The 18,868-nt window shown below is 67.2% G+C and carries 8 protein-coding genes; 4 read left to right on the plus strand and 4 right to left on the minus strand.

The window, feature by feature from the left end; translation table 11 throughout:
* Positions 1-510 precede the first annotated feature (510 nt).
* Entirely contained in the window at positions 511-4,452 is a 3,942-nt protein-coding gene (locus KEG38_RS47550) for a serine/threonine-protein kinase (protein WP_272427544.1), read from the plus strand.
* Positions 4,453-4,510: 58 nt separating this feature from the next.
* Complete coding sequence (locus KEG38_RS47555) at positions 4,511-6,877, plus strand: serine/threonine-protein kinase (RefSeq protein ID WP_272427546.1); 2,367 nt, start codon at positions 4,511-4,513, stop codon at positions 6,875-6,877.
* Positions 6,878-6,971: 94 nt separating this feature from the next.
* Here the strand turns inward: KEG38_RS47555 and KEG38_RS47560 are convergent, their stop codons facing one another.
* The 3 genes from KEG38_RS47560 to KEG38_RS47570 all read right to left on the minus strand — a co-directional run bounded on the left by KEG38_RS47560 (position 6,972) and on the right by KEG38_RS47570 (position 15,087).
* A complete protein-coding gene (locus tag KEG38_RS47560) occupies positions 6,972-12,398 on the minus strand; it encodes an RCC1 domain-containing protein (RefSeq protein WP_272427548.1) in 5,427 nt (1,808 codons plus the stop codon).
* 184 nt (positions 12,399-12,582) lie between these two features.
* Entirely contained in the window at positions 12,583-14,343 is a 1,761-nt protein-coding gene (locus KEG38_RS47565; protein ID WP_272427549.1) for a sigma-54-dependent transcriptional regulator, read from the minus strand.
* Positions 14,344-14,772: 429 nt separating this feature from the next.
* The gene (locus tag KEG38_RS47570; RefSeq protein ID WP_272427551.1) at positions 14,773-15,087 is read right to left on the minus strand and encodes a hypothetical protein; all 315 of its coding nucleotides are present in this window, start codon (positions 15,085-15,087) and stop codon (positions 14,773-14,775) included.
* Positions 15,088-15,845: 758 nt separating this feature from the next.
* Here KEG38_RS47570 and KEG38_RS47575 point away from each other — a divergent pair.
* Positions 15,846-16,862 carry a trypsin-like serine peptidase gene (locus KEG38_RS47575; RefSeq protein WP_272427553.1) on the plus strand — a complete coding sequence of 339 codons (1,017 nt, stop codon included), beginning with the start codon at positions 15,846-15,848 and terminating at the stop codon, positions 16,860-16,862.
* On the opposite strand, the gene KEG38_RS47580 is transcribed toward KEG38_RS47575, so the two are convergent.
* The gene (locus KEG38_RS47580) at positions 16,834-17,847 is read right to left on the minus strand and encodes an NmrA/HSCARG family protein (RefSeq protein ID WP_272427554.1); all 1,014 of its coding nucleotides are present in this window, start codon (positions 17,845-17,847) and stop codon (positions 16,834-16,836) included. The genes KEG38_RS47575 and KEG38_RS47580 overlap by 29 nt on opposite strands.
* A 34-nt stretch (positions 17,848-17,881) precedes the next feature.
* On the opposite strand from KEG38_RS47580, the gene KEG38_RS47585 reads away from it, so the two are divergent.
* Positions 17,882-18,862 (plus strand): AraC family transcriptional regulator, encoded by a 981-nt coding sequence (locus tag KEG38_RS47585; protein WP_272427555.1) that lies wholly within the window; start codon positions 17,882-17,884, stop codon positions 18,860-18,862.
* The last annotated feature ends 6 nt before the right edge of the window (positions 18,863-18,868 follow it).

The following is an 18,868-nucleotide window of genomic DNA, read 5'->3' on the forward strand; positions in this document are numbered from 1 at the left end:
AGCTTCCCAGGGCCGCGCCGAGCGCCGCGAGGGCTGCGCCGTCGAACACACGGCGCGGAGCGTCGCTCGCCCTGAGAGCGGTTCCCGGCGCTCGCGCTACCTCCTGCACATCGACCGCTTCGGGCCCTTGCGATGGCGCTCGGGACACTGCGCGGGTTCGCCGAAGGGAGATCCGCGGCAATGGAAGGCCGCTCGGGTGGTTCGCGTGCGTGTTTGAGGACGAGGGCCGTACGCACAAGCGATGCGGGAGCCTGCAACCTCTCGGACGAGGCACCCGGCGAGAGGGCGCCTCGCTTGCCCCGTTGCGGCGCCACGCGTGGCGCTCTTCTTCAATTCCGAGACGAACGCGCTCTACCATCGTGCCCCGGCGCAGCGCGCAACGCGGGGGGAATCCTCGTCGCAGGGTGCACGGACGAAAGCTCGCTTGAGCTCCCGTCCGAGGATGCGGGTCAGGCGGGAAGCGCATGATTCCGCTGGACTGGATCACGCTCGAACGGCGACACTGGCTCTGTGGAGCCCGGAGATCTGGTTCGAGGACAGTACGAGATTGAACGCCGCGTGACGGCCGGTGGAATGGCGCAGATCTTCCGGGCGAGAGACCTGGCATCGGGGGATACCGTGGCGGTGAAGGTGATGCTCGATGGGCAATCGCAGCACGCGCTGAGGTTCATGCGAGAAGCCGCGTTGCTTTCGGACCTCCGTCACCCGGGGATCGTGCAATACATCGCGGACGGCGTCACCGACGCGGGCGAACCCTACCTGGTGATGGAATGGTTGGAAGGGGAAGACCTCTCGGTCCGCCTCGAACGCGGCGCGCTCGACCTCCAGGATGCGCTGACGCTCATCACACAAATCGCGGACGCACTCGCAGTGGCGCACGAGCGAGGCATTGTCCATCGGGATCTCAAGCCGAGCAACCTGTTCCTGGTCGAGGGGCACATCAACCAGGTCAAGGTGCTCGACTTCGGAATTGCCTGGCTCACCGGCGCGACGCGGCTCACCCGAACGGACGCGATGGTCGGTACGCTAGCATACATGGCACCCGAGCAGGCCCGAAATTTGCGGACAGTGGACGCACGGGCCGATGTGTTCGCGCTCGGCTGCATTTTGATGGAGTGTCTGACGGGGGTGCCCGTGTTCATGGGCGAGCATGTCATGGCGGTGCTGGCGAAGATCCTCATCCAGGATCCACCCCGTCTCCTGGAGTTTCGCCCCGATCTTCCGCGGGAGCTCGATGCGCTGATCGCCCGGATGATGGCGAAAGATCCGAATGCACGCCCGAGCGACGGCGGGGCGGTAGCCGTAGCGCTCGCGGCGCTTCGCACACAGGCGGCGCTGGATGATGACAACGTAGTATCGTCGAGGTTTGCCCTCTCTTCTTGGCTCACAGGAGATGAGCAACGGGTGCTCTCGCTGGTGCTGCTCGGCAAGGAAGCGCCACCCGATGGTGCCGCGCTGACGCTCGCGCAATCAGCCGTCCTCGCCGCCCAGGAGGACCTGCGCATCACCGCAGAGAACCACGGAGGTGTGCTGACACTCCTGGCCGACGGGTCCGCCCTCGTGACATTCACGGATAGGCCAGAGAGTGGTACCGAACTGACCGCGCAGGCAGCGCGCTGCGCGCTCGCGCTCAGGTCGATCGCTTCGGAGCGATCCATTGCGCTTTCAACGGGTCGTGGAGAGGTGAGAGGAAAGCTCCCCGTGGGCGCGGTGATCGATCGCGCCGCGAGGATGCTCGCACAGTGCGAATACACCGAGCTGCATCATCCAATCGCGATCGATGAAACGTCGGCACGTCTGCTCGATGGCCGCTTCGAAATCGGCAGCGTCCGAGGGAGCTTCACTTTGTGCGGCATGCACGAGGGCGGGATGCGGACGCTGCTCGGCAAGCCGACGACCTTCGTCGGACGCGACGGCGAGCTCCGCATCATCGAAGACGTCTGGCGTTCGTGCGTGGACGATCTGGTGGCCAGAGCGATCCTGGTCATCGGCGGTGCCGGTATGGGCAAATCCCGCTTGTTGCATGAATTTTTGGGCATCGCACGACAGAGCACTCCTCAAATGGTCGTCTGGACGGGACGAGGCGACTCGCTGGCTGCAGGCTCGGCGCTTGCTCTCCTGGGCGACGCCCTGCGGGGCGCGTGCGGCCTCCAAGACGGAGGACCGCTCGAGGAGCGACATCGCAAAATCAGGGAGCGCGTCGCGCGACACGTGCGCGGGGACGATGCGAGTAGGGTCGCCGAATTCCTCGGCGAACTCGTCGGCGCGCCTTTCCCTGCCACGGCCGGCTCGCCTCTCCACGCAGCCCGGCAGGACGCGCGGCTGATGGGCGAACAGCTCCGCCACGCCTTCGAGGACTTCCTCGACGCGGAGAGCGCCGCTCACCCAGTGCTCCTCGTGCTAGAAGATCTCCACTGGGGGGACCTGCCGACGGTCCGCTTCGTCGACGCCGCGCTGCGCAACCTCCAGCATCGCCCGTTCCTCGTGCTCGCCCTCGCACGTCCCGAGGTGGACGAGCTCTTCCCCAAGCTCTGGAGCGAGCGCCCGCTGCACAAGGTTCGCCTCCGACCGCTTTCTTCCAAGGCGAGCGAGCGGCTCGTGGCGCAGGTGCTGGGCGAAACCGTGAGTCCAGAGACGAAGAAGCGGATCGTCGCGCTCGCCGATGGCAATGCGTTTTACCTGGAAGAGCTCGTCCGCGCGGTGGCCGAAGCGAGGAGCGCAGACACGCCTGGGGGGACGGAGCTGCCCGAGACGGTGCTCGCCATGGTCCAGGCCAGGCTCGAGGCCCTGCCAGCGGAGGCGCGGCGATACCTGCGCGCTGCGAGCGTGTTCGGCGAAATCTTCTTTCGTGATGGGCTCATGACGCTCCTCGGCACGACCACCGATTCACCGATGTTCGACGTCCTGCTCGGCGACCTCGTCGCGCGCGAGCTCATTCAACGGCGCAGCCAATGCCGCTTTGCCGGCGACGTCGAGTTCATGTTTCGGCACGGGCTCATCCGGGAAGGCGCCTATGCGATGCTCACGGATACCGATCGCAAGCTTGGTCATCGGCTCGCCGGCGCATGGCTCGAGGAGCACGGCGAGCCGGACGCGATGCTCCTGGCGAATCACTTCGAGCAGGGCGACGACTGGTCACGGGCGGCGAGCGCCTATCGTCGTGCCGCGGAGCACGCCCTCGAGGCCGACGACCTGGACGCCGCCCTCGAACGGGCCGAGCGCGGCGTCGCCCGCGGCGCCTCGGGCGAGGAACTCGGCGCCCTCCGCATGATCCAGGCCGAGGCCCATAACTGGCGTGGGGAGCTCGTGCTCTCGGAGCAGCGTGCGATCGAAGCCATCGGGCTTCTCACGTCGGGAACGACGGCGTGGTTCCGCGCCTTTCAGCAGGCTGCCGATGCCGCGGGCAAGCTCGGCGCCTTCGACAGGGTCGAGCGCTGGGTGAGCCCGTCGATTTCGGCGATCCCCGCCCGCGACGCGACGAGCGCGAGAACCACCTGTCTCAGCGTGTGTGCCAACCACCTCATTTATGGCGGGCGTTATCCGGCCGCCGACGCGGTGATTTGGGCGCTCACCGACACCGCGGAGCTCGCCGCGCAGAGCGCGCAGGCCGTCGGGATGTACCATCAGCTCTGCGCGATCCGCGCCTCTGCTTCGGGGGATCCGTGCGCGCTCCGTGACAGCCTGGAGAAGGCCCTGACGTTCTTCGATCAGGCAGGTGATCGCCGAAACGCTTGCCTTACGCGCCAAAACCTGGGCTTCGCCCTCGTGGCGCTCGGCGATTACGAAGGCGCCGAACATGCGCTGCGGTCTGCGTTGTCGGTCGCCGAGCGAATGGGCCTCCACGATGTCGCGGCCGCTGCCCTCCAGAACCTCGGGTACGTTCTCGCGTACCGAGGCAATTTCGAGGAGGGGCGAAGCGTCCAGAAGCAGGCAATCGACGCGGCACACAAGCACGAGCATTCACGCCTCGAGGGCCTCTCGCACGCGTATCTCGCCGAGCTCGAGCTCCTGGCCGGCGATCTGGCGGCGGCCGAGACCGAGGCGCGCGCGGCCGTCGACTCGCTCTCCGGGGTGCCCCCCCTCCTCGCGGGCGCGCTGGCCGTGCTCGCGCGTGTCCTGCTTGCTCGGGGCCAAGGAGAAGAAGCGCTTGGAGCGGCACGGGAGGCCCACAGGTTGCTGGAGTCCCTGGGCACGATTGAAGAAGGGGAGGCAATGGTGCGGTTGGTCCATGCCGAAGCGCTGGCCGCGCACGGCGACGCGGAGGGATTCGCGCGTGCCATCACCTCGGCGCGGGATCTGCTGCTCGCGAAGGCCAGCAAGATCCGCGACTCTGCCGTGCGGGAACGGTTTCTCACCGTCATTCCGGACCATGCCCGCACGTTGACGCTCGCGTCGCGGGTGGGGTTCGAGGGCCCTCTGGACGGCCGGTCCGCGGCTACCAGCTTGCCTTGATCCAGCAGAAGCGATTCGCCTTGCGCTCGGCCCCCCGCCATGCCTGCATCCTGCGACCGTGCAACCAGGAACGATCGTCGCGGATCGGTTCGTCGTGGAAGCCCTCGCAGGCACCGGCGGCATGGGGGCGGTCTACCGTGCCTTCGATCGCGCGCAGGGGCAGCGCGTCGCGCTCAAGCTCCTCGCCGCAGGCGAGGCAAGTTACGCCGCACGTTTCGCCGAAGAAGCTCGGATCCTCGCCCACCTCGCCCACCCGGGGGTGGTTCAGTGGATCGCGCACGGCGAGGATGCGGGCGGGCAGCGCTGGCTCGCCCTGGAGTGGCTCGAAGGCGAGGACCTCGCCGCGCGGCTCGTCCGCGGGGCGCTCACCGTGGAGGAGTGCCTCGCCGTCGGCCTCGCTGCGGCGGAGGCACTCGCGGCCGCGCACGCACACGGCATCATTCATCGCGACATCAAGCCCTCGAACCTCTTCCTGGTCGGAGGCGACCCAAGCCGGGTCAAACTCCTCGACTTCGGGGTCGCTCGCCGCACCAACGTGACGCACGCCATCACGCGCAGCGGGGTGGTCGTGGGAACGCCGGGGTACATCGCGCCCGAGCAGGTCCGCGGCGACCCCACGGACGCGCGCGCCGACGTCTTCGGGCTCGGGGCCGTGCTCTACGAGTGCCTCGCTGGCCGGCCCGCCTTCGCGGGTGGCCCCATGATGGCCGTGCTGGCGAGGCTCCTCGTGCATGAGCCGCCGCCCCTGCGCCGTGTGCGCGGCGATATCCCCCCGGAGCTCGATGCGCTGATCGCGCGCATGCTCGCCAAGGAGCCGGAAGCGCGGCTGGCCGACGGCGCCGCGGTGGCGGAGGCGATCTGCAGCCTGAGCCCACGGAGCTTCCGGCGGGATGCGAGCGAGCCGGAAGGCGGCAATGCGTTCGGTGAAAACGAGCAGCGCGTGATCTCCGTGGTCGTCGCCGCTCCGTCGTTCGACGAGCGACCGGGTGACACCGACACCGCGTGGTTTACACGCGTCGAGACCGCGCTCGCCCGTATCGACATGCGCGCGTACGCGATGACGGGCGGGCTTCTGCTCGTGCGCTCGAAGGACGCTGGGAGCCCCGACCAGGCGCTCCAGGCGGCACGCGGCGCGCTGCTGTTACGCTCTCTGCTCGAACGCGAGGTCACGGAGGTGCCGAGGATCGCGATCGTCACGGGGACCTCCGAGATCGCCGGTCGATTGCCTGCGGGCGAGCTCCTGGATCGTGCGGCCTCGTTGCTGGCGGAGCCTGCGCTCGTGGCGGGGGCCGCGTACGTCGACGATGCGACCCAGGCGCTGCTCGGCACCCGGCTCGACGTCCACCGCGGACCGGCCGGCTGGGAGCTCCACGGCGAACGCGAAAAGGGCGCGCGCGTCGTAATCGATTGTGCGAGCCCCTTCGTCGGCCGCGAGCGCGAGCTCTCCGCGCTGATGGCCCTGTTCGAGGATTGCACCGGCGAGGGGCTCGCCCGCGCCGTGCTCGTGACGGGGCCGGCGGGGATCGGCAAGACCCGGCTGTGCCACGAAGCCGTCCTGCGTATCGGCGCCATGGCGCCGGAGGTGGAAATCTGGACGGCCCGCGGCCCCATGGCCGGCGATGCAGCGCCGTTCGGCGTTCTCGGCTCGATCGTTCGGCAGGCGCGAGGCCATGTTCCCGGAGAGGTAGCCCCTGCGTTCTCGAGCCTGGCCGAGGCCGCCGTCGAGAACAGGCCGCTGCTCCTCATCGTCGACGACCTGCAATGGGCGGATGCGCCGTCGGTGCTGGCCGTCGAGCAAGCGCTGCATCGGCTCCAGGATCGGCCGCTCTTCGTGCTCGCGCTCGCGCGACCGGAGGTGCACGAGCGTTTCCCGCGGATGTGGGTCGAGCGCGACGCGCAGGAGATCCACCTCGGTGGCCTCGCGCCTCGCGCAGCTGCACGACTCGTGCATCACGCCCTCGGCGAGGGCGCCGAACCGGCCAAGGTCGCGGCGCTCGTCGAACGCGCCGGAGGCCACCCGTTCTACCTGGAGGAGCTGATCCGCGCCGCGGCCGAGGGGCGCGGCGAAACGTTGCCCGAAACGGTGCTTTCGATGCTTCAAGCGCGGCTCGCAGGACTCGCCCCGGAAGAGCGGCGCTTTCTGCGCGCCGCCAGCATTTTCGGGGACGTGTTCTGGGTGCGCGGCGTGCTCCGCGTGCTCGGCGGCGGCTCTCCCGCCGTCGTGTCGGCGCTCGTCGATCACGGCCTACTGGAGCGCCACCCGACGAGCCGGTTGCTGGACGAGGAGGAGGTGTCGTTCTGTGATCCGCTCGTGCGCGAGGCGGCATACGCGACCTTGACCGCGGCGGATCGCGCGCGTGGACAGGCGGTGGCCGCAGCCTGGTTCGAACGGGTGGGCGAGACGCGCGAGTGCGTCTTGAAGTGACGCGCGGCGCGTCGCGATCGGACGCAGGCACCGGTTGGGCGCACGAGGTACGCCCCGCGAGGCTCGGCGGGGTTTTCAGCCCGGTCCTGGCTGGCTACCAGACAGTCTCGAGGTAGTAGGGGCTGCTCGCCGAGAATGCGCCATTGACGCCGAAGACCTTGATACTGATGGTCACGGTCTGGCTGCTCGTATTGGTGTATGTCACGTGCTCGGTCAGCCCGGCGCCCAGCTTTCCGCTCGCGACGGGCTGAAAAATGTTGATGTCTTGATAAAGCTCCACGTCGTAGTTCAGGTTCGCAGGAGGCCGCATATCCACCGTCATCGTTCTGCCAGCTCCGAGGCTGACTTTAAACCAGTCGGTGTCGGTCCAGGCTGAGCTCAAATAGGCGGCGTAGACCGTGAACGGGCTAGCGAAGTTGGCCGTTGCCATGATGTTGTTCCACTCGACCTCGGCCTCGCAAAGGTTGCAATCAAGCGTGCCGCCGCAACCGTCCGGGATCGCACTGCCGCAGATCGGCGCCATCGCACTGCAACTGGTCGGCGTGCACACGCACAGGAAGCGCGCGTCGCAGCTTTGGCCAGGACTGCACGTCCCGCACCACCCGCCGCATCCGTCGCTACCGCACTGCTTGCCGTCACAGGTTGGCGTACAGGCGCAGTCCCTATCGCACTCCCAGGCAGGAAGGCCAGGTGTGATGGTGCAGTTGAGGAAGGGGTCACAGACCCCGTCACCGAGGGCGGGCGTGCAGTCCTGCGCGCAACTCCCATAATCACGCTCGCCTAAACTGCAGATGCCGTCACCACACCAGGGGACCTGGATAGGGTACGATCCCCAGCACCAGAGGGTGCCGTCGGTCTTACGCACGCAGATGTGGTCGCCGTCGCTGAGCGCGACCTCGGCCACGGCGTTGCCAAGCGTGCTCGCTTCCACCTGTACTGGCGTTGTACTGCCCTTGGCGAGGTTGTCGTCAAGACTGCCGCCCCAGCACCAGAGAGTGCCGTCGGTTTTGCGCGCGCAGGTGACGCCTTCGCCGAGCGCGACCTCGGCCACGGCATTGCCGAGGGTGTTCGCCCCGACCCGCACTGGTGTTGTCTTGTCCACGGTCGTGCCATCGCCGAGCTGGCCGGAAGAGTTCCTTCCCCAGCACCAGAGAGTGCCGTCGGTCTTGCGCGCGCAGCTATGCTCGTCGCCGAGCGCGACCTCGGTCACGGCGTTGCCGAGGGTGCTCGCCCCGACCCGCACGGGCGTTGTCTTGTCCACGGTCGTGCCATCGCCGAGCTGGCCTGAGTCGTTGTCTCCCCAGCACCAAAGAGTGCCGTCGGACTTGCGCGCGCAGCTGTGATAGTCGCCGAGCGCGACCTCAGCCACGGCGCTGCCGAGCGCGCTCGCCCCGGCCTGCACGGGCGCTACCTTGTCCACGGTCGTCCCATCGCCGAGCTGCCCGTAGGCGTTCCATCCCCAGCACCAGAGAGTGCCGTCGGTCTTGCGCGCGCAGCTATGCTCGTCGCCGAGCGCGACCTTGGCCACGGCGTTGCCGAGGGTGCTCGCCCCGACCTGCACTGGCGTTGGCGTGAACACGGTCGTGCCATCGCCGAGCTCGCCGAACGCATTCGCTCCCCAGCACCAGAGAGTGCCGTCGGTCTTGCGCGCGCAGCTATGCTCGTCGCCGAGCGCGACCTCGGCCACGGCGTTGCCGAGGGTGCTCGCCCCGACCTGCACTGGCGTTGGCTTGTCCACAGCGCTTCCGTCGCCGAGCTGGTTTGAGTGGTTAGATCCCCAGCACCAGAGAGTGCCGTCGGTCTTGCGCGCGCATCTGTGGTAGCCGCCGAGCGCGATCTGGACCGTTAGCTTGCAGTCGGTCGGGCAGTTCCCTGAAGTCTCGCCTGGATCGCACTTCTCGTCACCGCAGCTCGAGGTGCGGCAGTCGGCCGGGCTGCTTGTTCGTGCCTCGTTGACCCCGCAGACCGCATCATTGGCATCGCAGCGCAATCCCATCATTTGGACCGGAAGGACCTGTGGTGGGGCCGGATAACCAGTGGGAAACTGACCAACGTCGTTGTCTCCCCAGCACCAGAGGGTGCCATCCGTCTTGCGCACGCAGGTGTGGTTCACAGAGAGCTCGATCTCAGCCGCAGCGCTGCCAAGCGCGCTCGCCCCGGCCCGCACCGGCGTCGTCTTGTTCACGGTGGTGCCATCGCCGAGCTGGCCGGAGGCATTGTCTCCCCAGCACCAGAGGGTGCCATCGGTCTTGCGCACACAGCTGTGCTCGTAGCCGAGCGCGACTTCAGCCACAGCGCTGCCGAGCACGCTCGCTCCGGCCTGCACCGGCGTCGTCTTGTTCACGGTGGTGCCGTCGCCGAGCTGGCCGGAGGCATTCTTTCCCCAGCACCAGAGGGTGCCATTGGTCTTGCGCGCGCAGGTGTGGTAAACGCCGAGTGCGACGTCGGTCACGGCGCTGCCGAGCGCGCTCGCCCCGGCCTGCACCGGCGTCGTCTTGTCCGCGGTGGTGCCGTCGCCGAGCTGGCCGGACGCATTGTCTCCCCAGCACCAGAGGGTGCCATTGATCTTGCGCGCGCAGGTGTGTCGAAAGCCGAGCGCGACCGCAGCTACGGCGTTACTGAGCGTGCTCGCTCCTGCTTGCACCGGCGTCGTCTTGTTCACGTTGGTGCCGTCGCCGACCTGACCGTCGTTGTTGCCTCCCCAGCACCAGAGGGTGCCATCGTTCTTGCGCGCGCAACTGTGAAACGCTCCAAGGGCTACCTCGGCCACGTCCGAAAGCCCAGATACCAGGGTCGCATGCACATGATTGGTCATGGTGCCGTCACCGAGCTGACCGAGGGAGTTATTTCCCCAGCAATAGACGCTTCCCGCAGAAGTGCGCGCGCATGCGTGGCCAAGCCCTGCAGCCACTGCGAGTATGCCGGTGAGCGGGCTACCGTCGCTCTTCATCACCTGCTGCGCCTCCATCCCGACGCCTTTTCCCCAGCACCACGCCGTGCCGTCTGTCTTGGCCGCACACATGTAACCAGAGCCCGCGGAGAAGTGTCCCACGCAGCAGAATTGCCCCGGCTGGCACGTGACATAGGTCGGGCAGCGTCGAGCGACGTTATCGCCTAGATTGACCCCCACCCGCGTCTCGGCGTCCATCGCAAAGGTATTGCAAGGGCTCGACACCGGGGTGATCTGTGGCAAATCCCAATCCGAGGCCCAATCACAATTGTCCGCGTACCAAGGCGCCACCTGCACGTCGATGAGCACGTCGTTCTGGAAGGTGCCACGCGAGGCCAGGTCCGGCACATCATATCCAGGCTCGCACTGATTCAGCTCATTTTCGTCGAAGGGCAGACCGCCCGTCTTGTCTGCATGGTTGTAGACGCTGATGGCCACGCCGGAGCGGTCGGTGGACGTCTTCAGGCCCAGCGCGGCCACGAAGTCCTGATCCTTGAGCGTGCCATCGGAGTGAAAGTCGAGCGGATTGAGGTTCCAGGCGTTGTTCGACGTGTAGCCCGTGGGCACCGCGCCCGGCTCGGCGCGCTCGATGATGGCGCCGACGTGATTGTGGATGAACTCGAAGTGGGTCGACCATGCATTGGGCCCCCAAATCAACTGCCTGGCAAAAAACGAGCGCGGCGAGAGGCTTGCAATGGTGTCGCCGGGGTGCGCCGGGTCCGGGATCCGCTTGATGGCATAGCCCACTACCCCGCCCGCGAGGCGGCCCTTGCCGCAGAGCCATTTCGAGCCTGCCGGCGCCGTCGTATCGTAGGCGTTGACGCAAAAATAGCGGAAGTACGTGCTGAATAGCGGCGCCGACCCGTCGGGGTTCGCCGTGCGCGCCTCCGGACCCGTGACCGGATGCAAGAGGATCGGCCGGATCACCTTGTCCGCGCAGGCGATCGCGTAGCTCGTGAAGAGCTCGTAGGTGACGTTGGTCTCGGCCGAGCCGCTGCCGTCGAAGTCCTCGGCGATGTCGACGGTCGCCACCGGGCAGGTCGTCGGATCCGTGTTGCCGCAGCTCTGGTAGAGCGGCTCGTGCACGCCGTTCATCGTGATCAGCTTGGGCAGCACCAGATCGACTTTGACCCCGCCTGCCAGTGTGTCGCGGATCCGCGTCGCCGGGCAGAGGACGTCCATCTGGTCGAGCGTATATTGCGAAAAATCCGTGATCGACGTGCTCGGGATGAGCTTGTTTTCCTCCTCGATCACCAGCGTCCCGCCGGCCGCGCCAGTCCACAGGCTCTCGAAGGCGCTGTTGTAGCTGCCGTTGAAGGTGCCGTCGTAGGTGCCGCTGATGGTCCCGCTGAAGCTGCCGTTGTGGGTGCCGTTGTAGGTGCCATTGTAGGTGCCGTTGTACGTACCGTTGAGGCTCCCGTTGTAGGTCCCATTGATGGTGCCGTTGTAGGTGCCGTTGATCGTCCCGTTGAAGGCTGGGTCGTTGATCAGCACGCCGTTGTAGGTGCCGTTGAGGCTCCCGTTGTAGGTGCCATTGACGCTCCCGTTATAGGTACCGTTCAGGCTCCCGTTGAGCGAGCTGTTGAGGGTGCCATTGTAGGTGCCATTGTAGGTGCCGTTGTAGGTGCCGTTGACGCTCCCGTTGATGGTGCCGTTGTAGGTGCCGTTGATCGTCCCGTTGTAGGTACCGTTGATCGTGCCATTGTAGGCCGTGTCGTTGATCGGCGCGCCGTTGTAGGTGCCGTTGAGGCTCCCGTTGTAGGTACCGTTGACGGTGCCGTTGAGCCCGTTGATGGTGCCGTTGTACGTCCCGTTGTAGGTGCCGTTCAAGGAGCCATTGTACGTGCCATTGTAGGTGCCGTTGTAGGTGCCATTGTACGTACCATTGTAGGTGCCGTTGAGCGACCCGTTGTAGGTACCGTTGAGTGTCCCGTTGTAGGCCGGGTCGTTGATCGGCGCTCCGTTGTAGGTACCGTTGAGCGACCCGTTGTAAGTGCCGTTGTAGGTGCCATTGTATGTACCATTCAGCGTCCCGTTGTAGGTGCCGTTGGCAGTACCGTTGTACGTTCCGTTGAGTGTCCCGTTCAGCGCGCTGTTGATGCTGCCGTTGTAGGTGCCGTTGACGGCGCCGTTGTAGGTACCGTTGACGGTGCCGTTGTAGGCAGGATTGTTGATGGGCGCGCCGTTGTAGGTGCCGTTGAGGCTCCCGTTGTAGGTACCGTTGACGGTGCCGTTGACCGCGCTGTTGAGGGCTCCGTTGATCCCGTTGTAGGTGCCGTTGAGCGTGCCGTTCAGCGCATTGAACGTGCCGTTCAGGGAGCTGTTGATGGTGCCATTGACGCCGTTCAGCGACCCGTTCAGCGAGCTGTTGAGGGCGCCGTTGAACGTAGCATTGTACGAACCATTAAGCGTGCCGTTGATGTTCGAATTCGACGTCGCGGCCTGCTGACTCACGCCCGTGGCCGGCTCGGTCGAATCGTCCGGAGGCTCGAACTGGCACGCCACGAAGCTCGTGGCGAGCGAGGCAACAGGCAACAGCCACGACCGTATCCGTATCCGCGTCTTGTTCATGAGGCCTCCGTGCCCGGCACGTGTATGCCGACCAGCGGCCGGTCAGAAGCAACGCGGGTGCCATCCGGCGGAAGCGCCGCCCTCGCTCCGCGCGCTCAGCTGCTACGCGTGCCTGCGTTCTTGCGCGTCTCGAAGTGACGCTGGGCGCGTCCCGACGTGACGCAGGCCCCGGCGGGCGCACGAGCTACCCCTCGCGAGTCTCGGTGGGCTCGTCGGTCGCTTTCAGCAAGGCGGCGAGGCCCGGCTCGGGTGCTTCGCCGAGCAGGGCCACGAGCCTGCGTACCCGGGCGAGCTCCCGGCGCAGGGCGCGCTGGTGGTTGCGGTTCTTGAGGAGTTGGTCCAGACCGAACATTGCAAAGGCCTCCTCCCGACTGCCGAGGCGGCCGATCGCCGCAGCCAGGACCAATCCTTGAAACGCATCGGTCAGGTCGAGGGGGAGTGTAACGCCGCCACGCTCCCGGCGTTCCACCTCCTGCACGAAGGCGTGTGCTGCCCGCCAGAGCTGGGCGAGCGTGCTGCCCGATTCCGCGGGGGCTTCGTGGGCGAGCGCCTGCTCGACGTGCCGCCGTTCGAGCACGAGAGATCCCACGGCGCCGCCGCGCTCGGCGAGCGCCAGCGCATAGGCGCGACGAATGATGTTGTCGAGTTGCCGCAAATTGCCGGGCCAGGCGGCGCCGAGCAACCGCTGCACGGCGTCCGGCGCGATTCGAGCCGCACCTTCGCCGCCGCTCTCCCTGTGCCGCCGGCCGAGCATGTATTGCGCCCACCGCGGGAGCTCGTCGAGCCGCTCCGACAGCGCCGGCAACCGCACGGGCAGGATGTTGATCCGGAAGAACAGGTCCTCGCGGAAACGGCCGGCGCGCACGGCGGCATGCAAATCGGCATTGGTGCCGACGATGAAGCGCACATCCGCGTGACGCTCGGCGCCCTCGTCTCCGAGCGGCCGGTAGCGACGCTCCTCGAGCACGTGGAGCAGCCCTGCCTGAGCTTTGAGCGAGAGCTTGTCGATCTCGTCGATGAAGAGCGTGCCTTGCGCCGCCCGCGCAATCGCGCCGGGTTTGTCCTTGACGGCGCCCGTGAACGCGCCCCGCTTCCATCCGAAGAGCTCGGCCATCTGGAGATCTTCCGGCACGCTCAGCAGATCGAGTGTCTCGAAGGGGTGTGATTTGCGTCGTGATTGCTCGTGGCACCAGCGGGCGAGCCGAGACTTGCCCGAGCCGGTCGGGCCGCCGATCAAAATCGTCTCTTCCTGACCTGCGAACACACGCAGCATATCGACGAGGGCCGCGGTCGACGCGCCCACCACGGGCAGGAGCTCGTCGGTGCGCTCCGCGTCTGGCAACCGAGGACGCAGGCCGCCGAGGTACGGCGCGCTGACGTGGGCCATCGTGGCGAGATCCTCGTGGCACGCCTGCCAGATGAAATCCCGCCCGATGGCTGCCTGGCAGCGCGCTTCGAGGGTGATCATCCCGTCGACAGCGCCGCCGGGCGCGCGCAGTGGAATCACGTGCACGTGGGTGGTGTTGCGGCCCAGCATGTGTTCGCGCGTCACCTGCCCAGGCAATCCGGTGGCATCGAGGGCGTCCCCGGTGTGAACCGGCCCGTCCGGCGTCCAGGCGCGTAGCCTGCCGAGCTGCAGATCGATGGACACGGAGCAACCATGCTCCACCAACCACCGCCAGACGTTTGCGGACGTAAGATAACCAACTTCCTCAACGCGGACGCCGGCACGATGCTCGATGCCGAAGAGGCGCTGATAGCTGTCCGCGGGACGGAGATGCACCACGCCGCGCAGCAGCCGCCCGCGTGCGGCGTAAGTACTCTGCGTGAGCGCCGCTTCGGCGCAGCCCAGCATGGCTTGTAGAACCGCGGTTGCAGCCTCCTCGAAGGAGGTTGCCGCCATCAACCGGGAGATCAGAGTGACAAGGAACTCATCGTGTAACACGGATCGCGGACACGATACTCCAGATGCGGGGCACAAGCCATCGGCCGTTCCCTGGAGGCGGTGAAAACGCGGCCGCCGCACGAGCCAGATCTCCGGCGCGTACGATGGAGCACACGCCGCACGAGCTGGTGACCTGTGGTTTCTTGGAACGCAGGTCCCTTGATCTCGTTTCCACTTCTGTTGTCACGAACGGGTCGCTCAGTGTCGTTTTGCGTCGCGTCCCGTCCAGTCTTGCTTGCCCCCTCGCTATTGCAGAAGTGCCTTCGATCAGCCTGTTTTGTGTGCCATCGTCAGACCTTAGCGAGGTGCAAGTGAAGACCGTCTCGTTCTTTTCCTAAACCGAAGGTCGGTAGTAACCGCCCGGCCCGCCAGGTGACCAGGGGGCCGCGCGGGGCCCCCCTCATGGTGTGAGAGGCCCGGCACGCGCAACTACCGCCGTTTCATGGCGCGAATGCGCTTGCCCACGGCGTCATGTGCAGCCCTTGCGGCTGCCGTGGCATTGGTGTCCCGCATCATCCCGAAAAGTCGTGTTGCCGCGTCGTGGGCGACGGTTGCCGCGTTGATGTCGCCTGCCGCCGCCGCTGTGACCTCGCCTTGCACGAGCACAGCTAGAAGGGTCGTGCGCGGGTCGGCTCCGGGGATGCCCCAAAGGGCGGCCACGGGGTCCGAAGTGGCACCAACGGGCGCCAGCAGGGCGGATCTGTCGTCAGCTAGACGATGATCAAGCGGGTTGCGGCGAGTCATGGCCCCCGGAATCCGAGGCGGAGACGGAGCAGGCGGAGGCGCCAGGCGGAGGCGATGGGCTCCGGGCCCAAACCCCCCGGGCGGTCGGTCGCTCCGGGGGGTTTGGGCGCCACTTCTATTTCGTGCCGCTTCGCGGGGGCCGGCTGGCGAGGAGCTTCCCCACCGCTTCGTGCATGGTTCGCGCGGCGGCCGTCCTCTCGTCATGCTCGGGGATCGCAGCCAGGAGCCGCTCGGCTGCCCCATGCGCGATGGTGGCGGCGAGAAGGTCTCCGGAAGAGGCGGCGGCAACCTCCCCTTGAACGAGCACCGCGAGAAGGCCCGCGCGTGGATCTGCACCAGAGCCCCAAAGGGCGGCAACGTCCGAAGTGCCACCACCATGCGCCAGCGGGGCGGCGGAAACGGCGGCCTCGGGATCCGAACTGGCACCACCACGCGTCAACGGGGGCGATCTGTCATTAGCCGGAAGCGGATCGCGCGGGTCACGCCGGGTCAGGGGTGACGGAACCGTTCTCCGAGGTCACTTCCGACCTCCGCGCCTTCTCGCCATCGCCGTCGAGGGGCCGATCGTCACGCTCCCATGACGGAACGCGCGCGCCGAGCATGCGCGCGTGTCACACGCGCATGACACCCGTCATGCGCGCGTGACAGCGCAGGCGCGCCGGGGCGATACGCCGACCCGCGAACCAGGCCAAATCCGCGGCAGGGACGCCGTGGCATACTGGATGCCTTGGATGACCGGCACCGCCCTGGAGGACACGATGGCTTCGAAAATGCAACTCTTCTCGCTCCTGCTGCCCGCCCTTCTCGCCGCCTGCGGAGATTCCGGCGCGTTCGATGACGATGATCAGGACGTCGCGATGAGCGAGGACGAGTCCGCGCTGGAGACGCCCCTCGATGCCACGCTCTGCCTGAACTACTGCGACGCCAAGCACATGATCATCGGGTGCGACAATCGCACCTGGCACACGGAGCCGACGAAGGGCGTCAAGCCCTGGTCGTACGTGGGCTGGTTCGGCAATGGTTGCACCGGGACGCTCATCGGCAGCAACGTGGTGCTCTCGGCGGCACATTGCTTCCTCACCGAAGGGACCAACAACTTCACGCAGGGCCCCTTGTCGTTCTCGCTCGGGAAGTCCATCCCGCCGTCGGGAGGGGGCATCGGATTGCCAGGGAACGTGTGCAGGACACCTTATGGAACGCAGTACATAAGCAGCGTGACGGTCCCGGACGAGTACGACAATACGTCCAACACCGTCGCCAACAAGGCCTGGGATTATGCGGTGGTGATCCTGAACGACGCGCCTGTGGACGCTGAGCCGATGCCATACGGATACACCGACTGGAGCTACCTCCAGACCGAGGAATCGCAGTCCATCGGCTATCCAGGCACCGACAAGATCCCCGGGACCCTCTGGGACACCGGCCGCAAAAGCTTCCTCGGGCGCTGGCTGAACCCGACCGACTTGAACCTGAGCGGCGTGCTCTACGTCGACAACGACGGCGAGGGAGGGCAGAGCGGATCACCCGTGTTCTATGATTACACGCAGATCTCGGGGGATGGCTCGATCTCGCTCGAACACAAGCTCACCGGCGTCCTCATCGGCAGCCCGGTCTCGGCGTGCCAGGCCGGCCAAAACTGGGCGGCGAGGCTCGTGCCGAGAACGGTGGACCGCATCGACACCTGGAAGGTCGCCCCCAACAGCATGACCTACCCGCGCAAGTACAAGGCCTTCACCGGCACGGAGATCAAGCCTGTCGAGCCGGCCGACTGCTGACGCCGGCGACGCTCGCGCCCGCTGGTTTCGCGGCCTCGGGGCGCCCCAAATGCGCCTTCGCCCAGGTCCTGAAGTCCGTGGGCGCGAGCCCCTGCGCGCGCGCGTGCTCCGGTCGGGCGGGGCTGTCGACGACGTTCATCCGCTGCTGCGAGACGACGAAGGCCGGCAAAAGCCCCTGGGCGAGCGCCTCCTCCGCGGTGAGCGAGGGCGCTTCGATGGGCGTGCCGAGCACCTCCGAGAGGACCGCCGCGATCTCCCGCATCGATAGCCTGTCTCCCGCAAGCTCCAGCTCGACCCCATTCCAGGCCACCGGGTCCGTGAAGGCCGCCGCCGCCGCCGCCCCGATGTCCTGCGTCGCCACCAGCGAGAGCACCGTGTTCGGCGTGAGCATCGTCAGGAGCCGGTCCTCCACCCAGTTCGCGAACAGAAACGACGGCCGCACGAAGTTCTCCATGAAAAACGCCGGCTTCAGCAAGGTGAACGAGCGGAACCCCGCGTTGCGCGCGAGATCCTCGATGTACTCCTTGCTCTCCCAGTAGTGCACGCCCGACGCTGGCGAGCCCCACCCCGGCTGCCGGCGCTGGTACTCCCCCGAGCCCGAGACCGACGTATGCACGAATTGCGGCACGCCCGCCGCCCGTGCCGCCTCCACGAGGTTCTTCCCCTGCCGCCGCTCGTCGTCGCCTTCGAGGTTCTTCATATTCGGCATCTGCACCGAGAACACCCCGCGGGCCCCGGCGCAGGCAGCCCGTAGCGATGCGGGCTCGTCGAAGTCGCCATGCACCAGCGTCGCGCCGAGCTCGCGCAGTGCCCGCGCCCCTGCCGCCTCCACGTCGCGCACCAGCGCGTGCACCGTCGCCCCACGCGCGAGCAGCGCCCGCGCGACCGCGCCCCCCTGCCTGCCCGTCGCGCCCGTCACGAGGACCGGATCGGACGCCTTCACACCCATTGCGAGAATCGAATCGGTTGTCGTCGCATTCGTCATGGCAAAGTCATACGACCCGCGGTATGGACGATCAATGCCTCGCCGTCCAAACGTCATATCCAAGACGCCAGAACTGCTGGACCTCCAGGACCCCCGCGGCGACGTCCTCGCCGACGTGCTGAGCGTGTCGATGCTCCCGAACGCCCTCTTCAAGTGCATCGAAGCCCGCTCCCCCTGGGGCCTACGCGTCCCGACCCGCGACCGCGCCGTCTTCTACCTGATCGCGCGCGGCCACGCCCTCCTGGAGGTCGACGGCGAGCCTCCGCGCCACCTCGCCACCGGCGACGTCGTCTTCATCCCTCACGGCACGGCGCACACCCTCCGCGACGAAACGGCCCGTCACCTGTTCACAGTGCACGACGGCCCGAGCTGCGCCGCCAGCGGCCCCGCCCGCATCGGCGGCGACGGAGCCCTCACCACCTTGCTCGCGGGCTTCTTCGCCTACACCGGCGGCGTGAAGCCCATCCTGCTCACGCGCGTCCCCCAGGCCGTGGTCCTGTCCCCCTCCGGCGGCGCGCCGCGGCCGTGGAGCGCAGCCACCATCGACCTCATGCTCGCCGAGATCGCCTCCCCCGGCCCCGCCAGCACCCTCGTCCTCCAGCGCCTCGCCGACGTCCTGTTCGTCCAGGTGCTGCGCGACCTCCCCACCCACAAGGGCTGCGGCCTGGCCGAGGCCCTCTCCGACCCCCCCGTGCACCACGCATTAAACCTCATGCACACCCGCGTGAACGAGCCCTGGACCGTCGCCAAGCTCGCCGCGCTCGTCGGCCTCTCCCGCTCCGGCTTCGCCCAACGTTTCACCCAGGTCGTCGGCGACCCGCCCCTCCAGTACCTCGCCCGCTGGCGGATGGCCCGCGCCGCCGAGCTCCTGCGCGAGACCGACGACACCATTGCCCAGATCGCCGAGCGCGTCGGCTACGAGAGCGTCCCGTCCTTCAGCAAGGCCTTCAAGCGCTGGCAGGGCAGGAGCCCGACCTATCACCGCGGGTTGCGCGAAATGGGCGTCGCGTGGTAACGGGGC

It is taken from the genome of Polyangium jinanense (assembly GCF_028435265.1).
GTDB classification, from domain to species: Bacteria; Myxococcota_A; Polyangia; order Polyangiales; family Polyangiaceae; genus Polyangium; species Polyangium jinanense.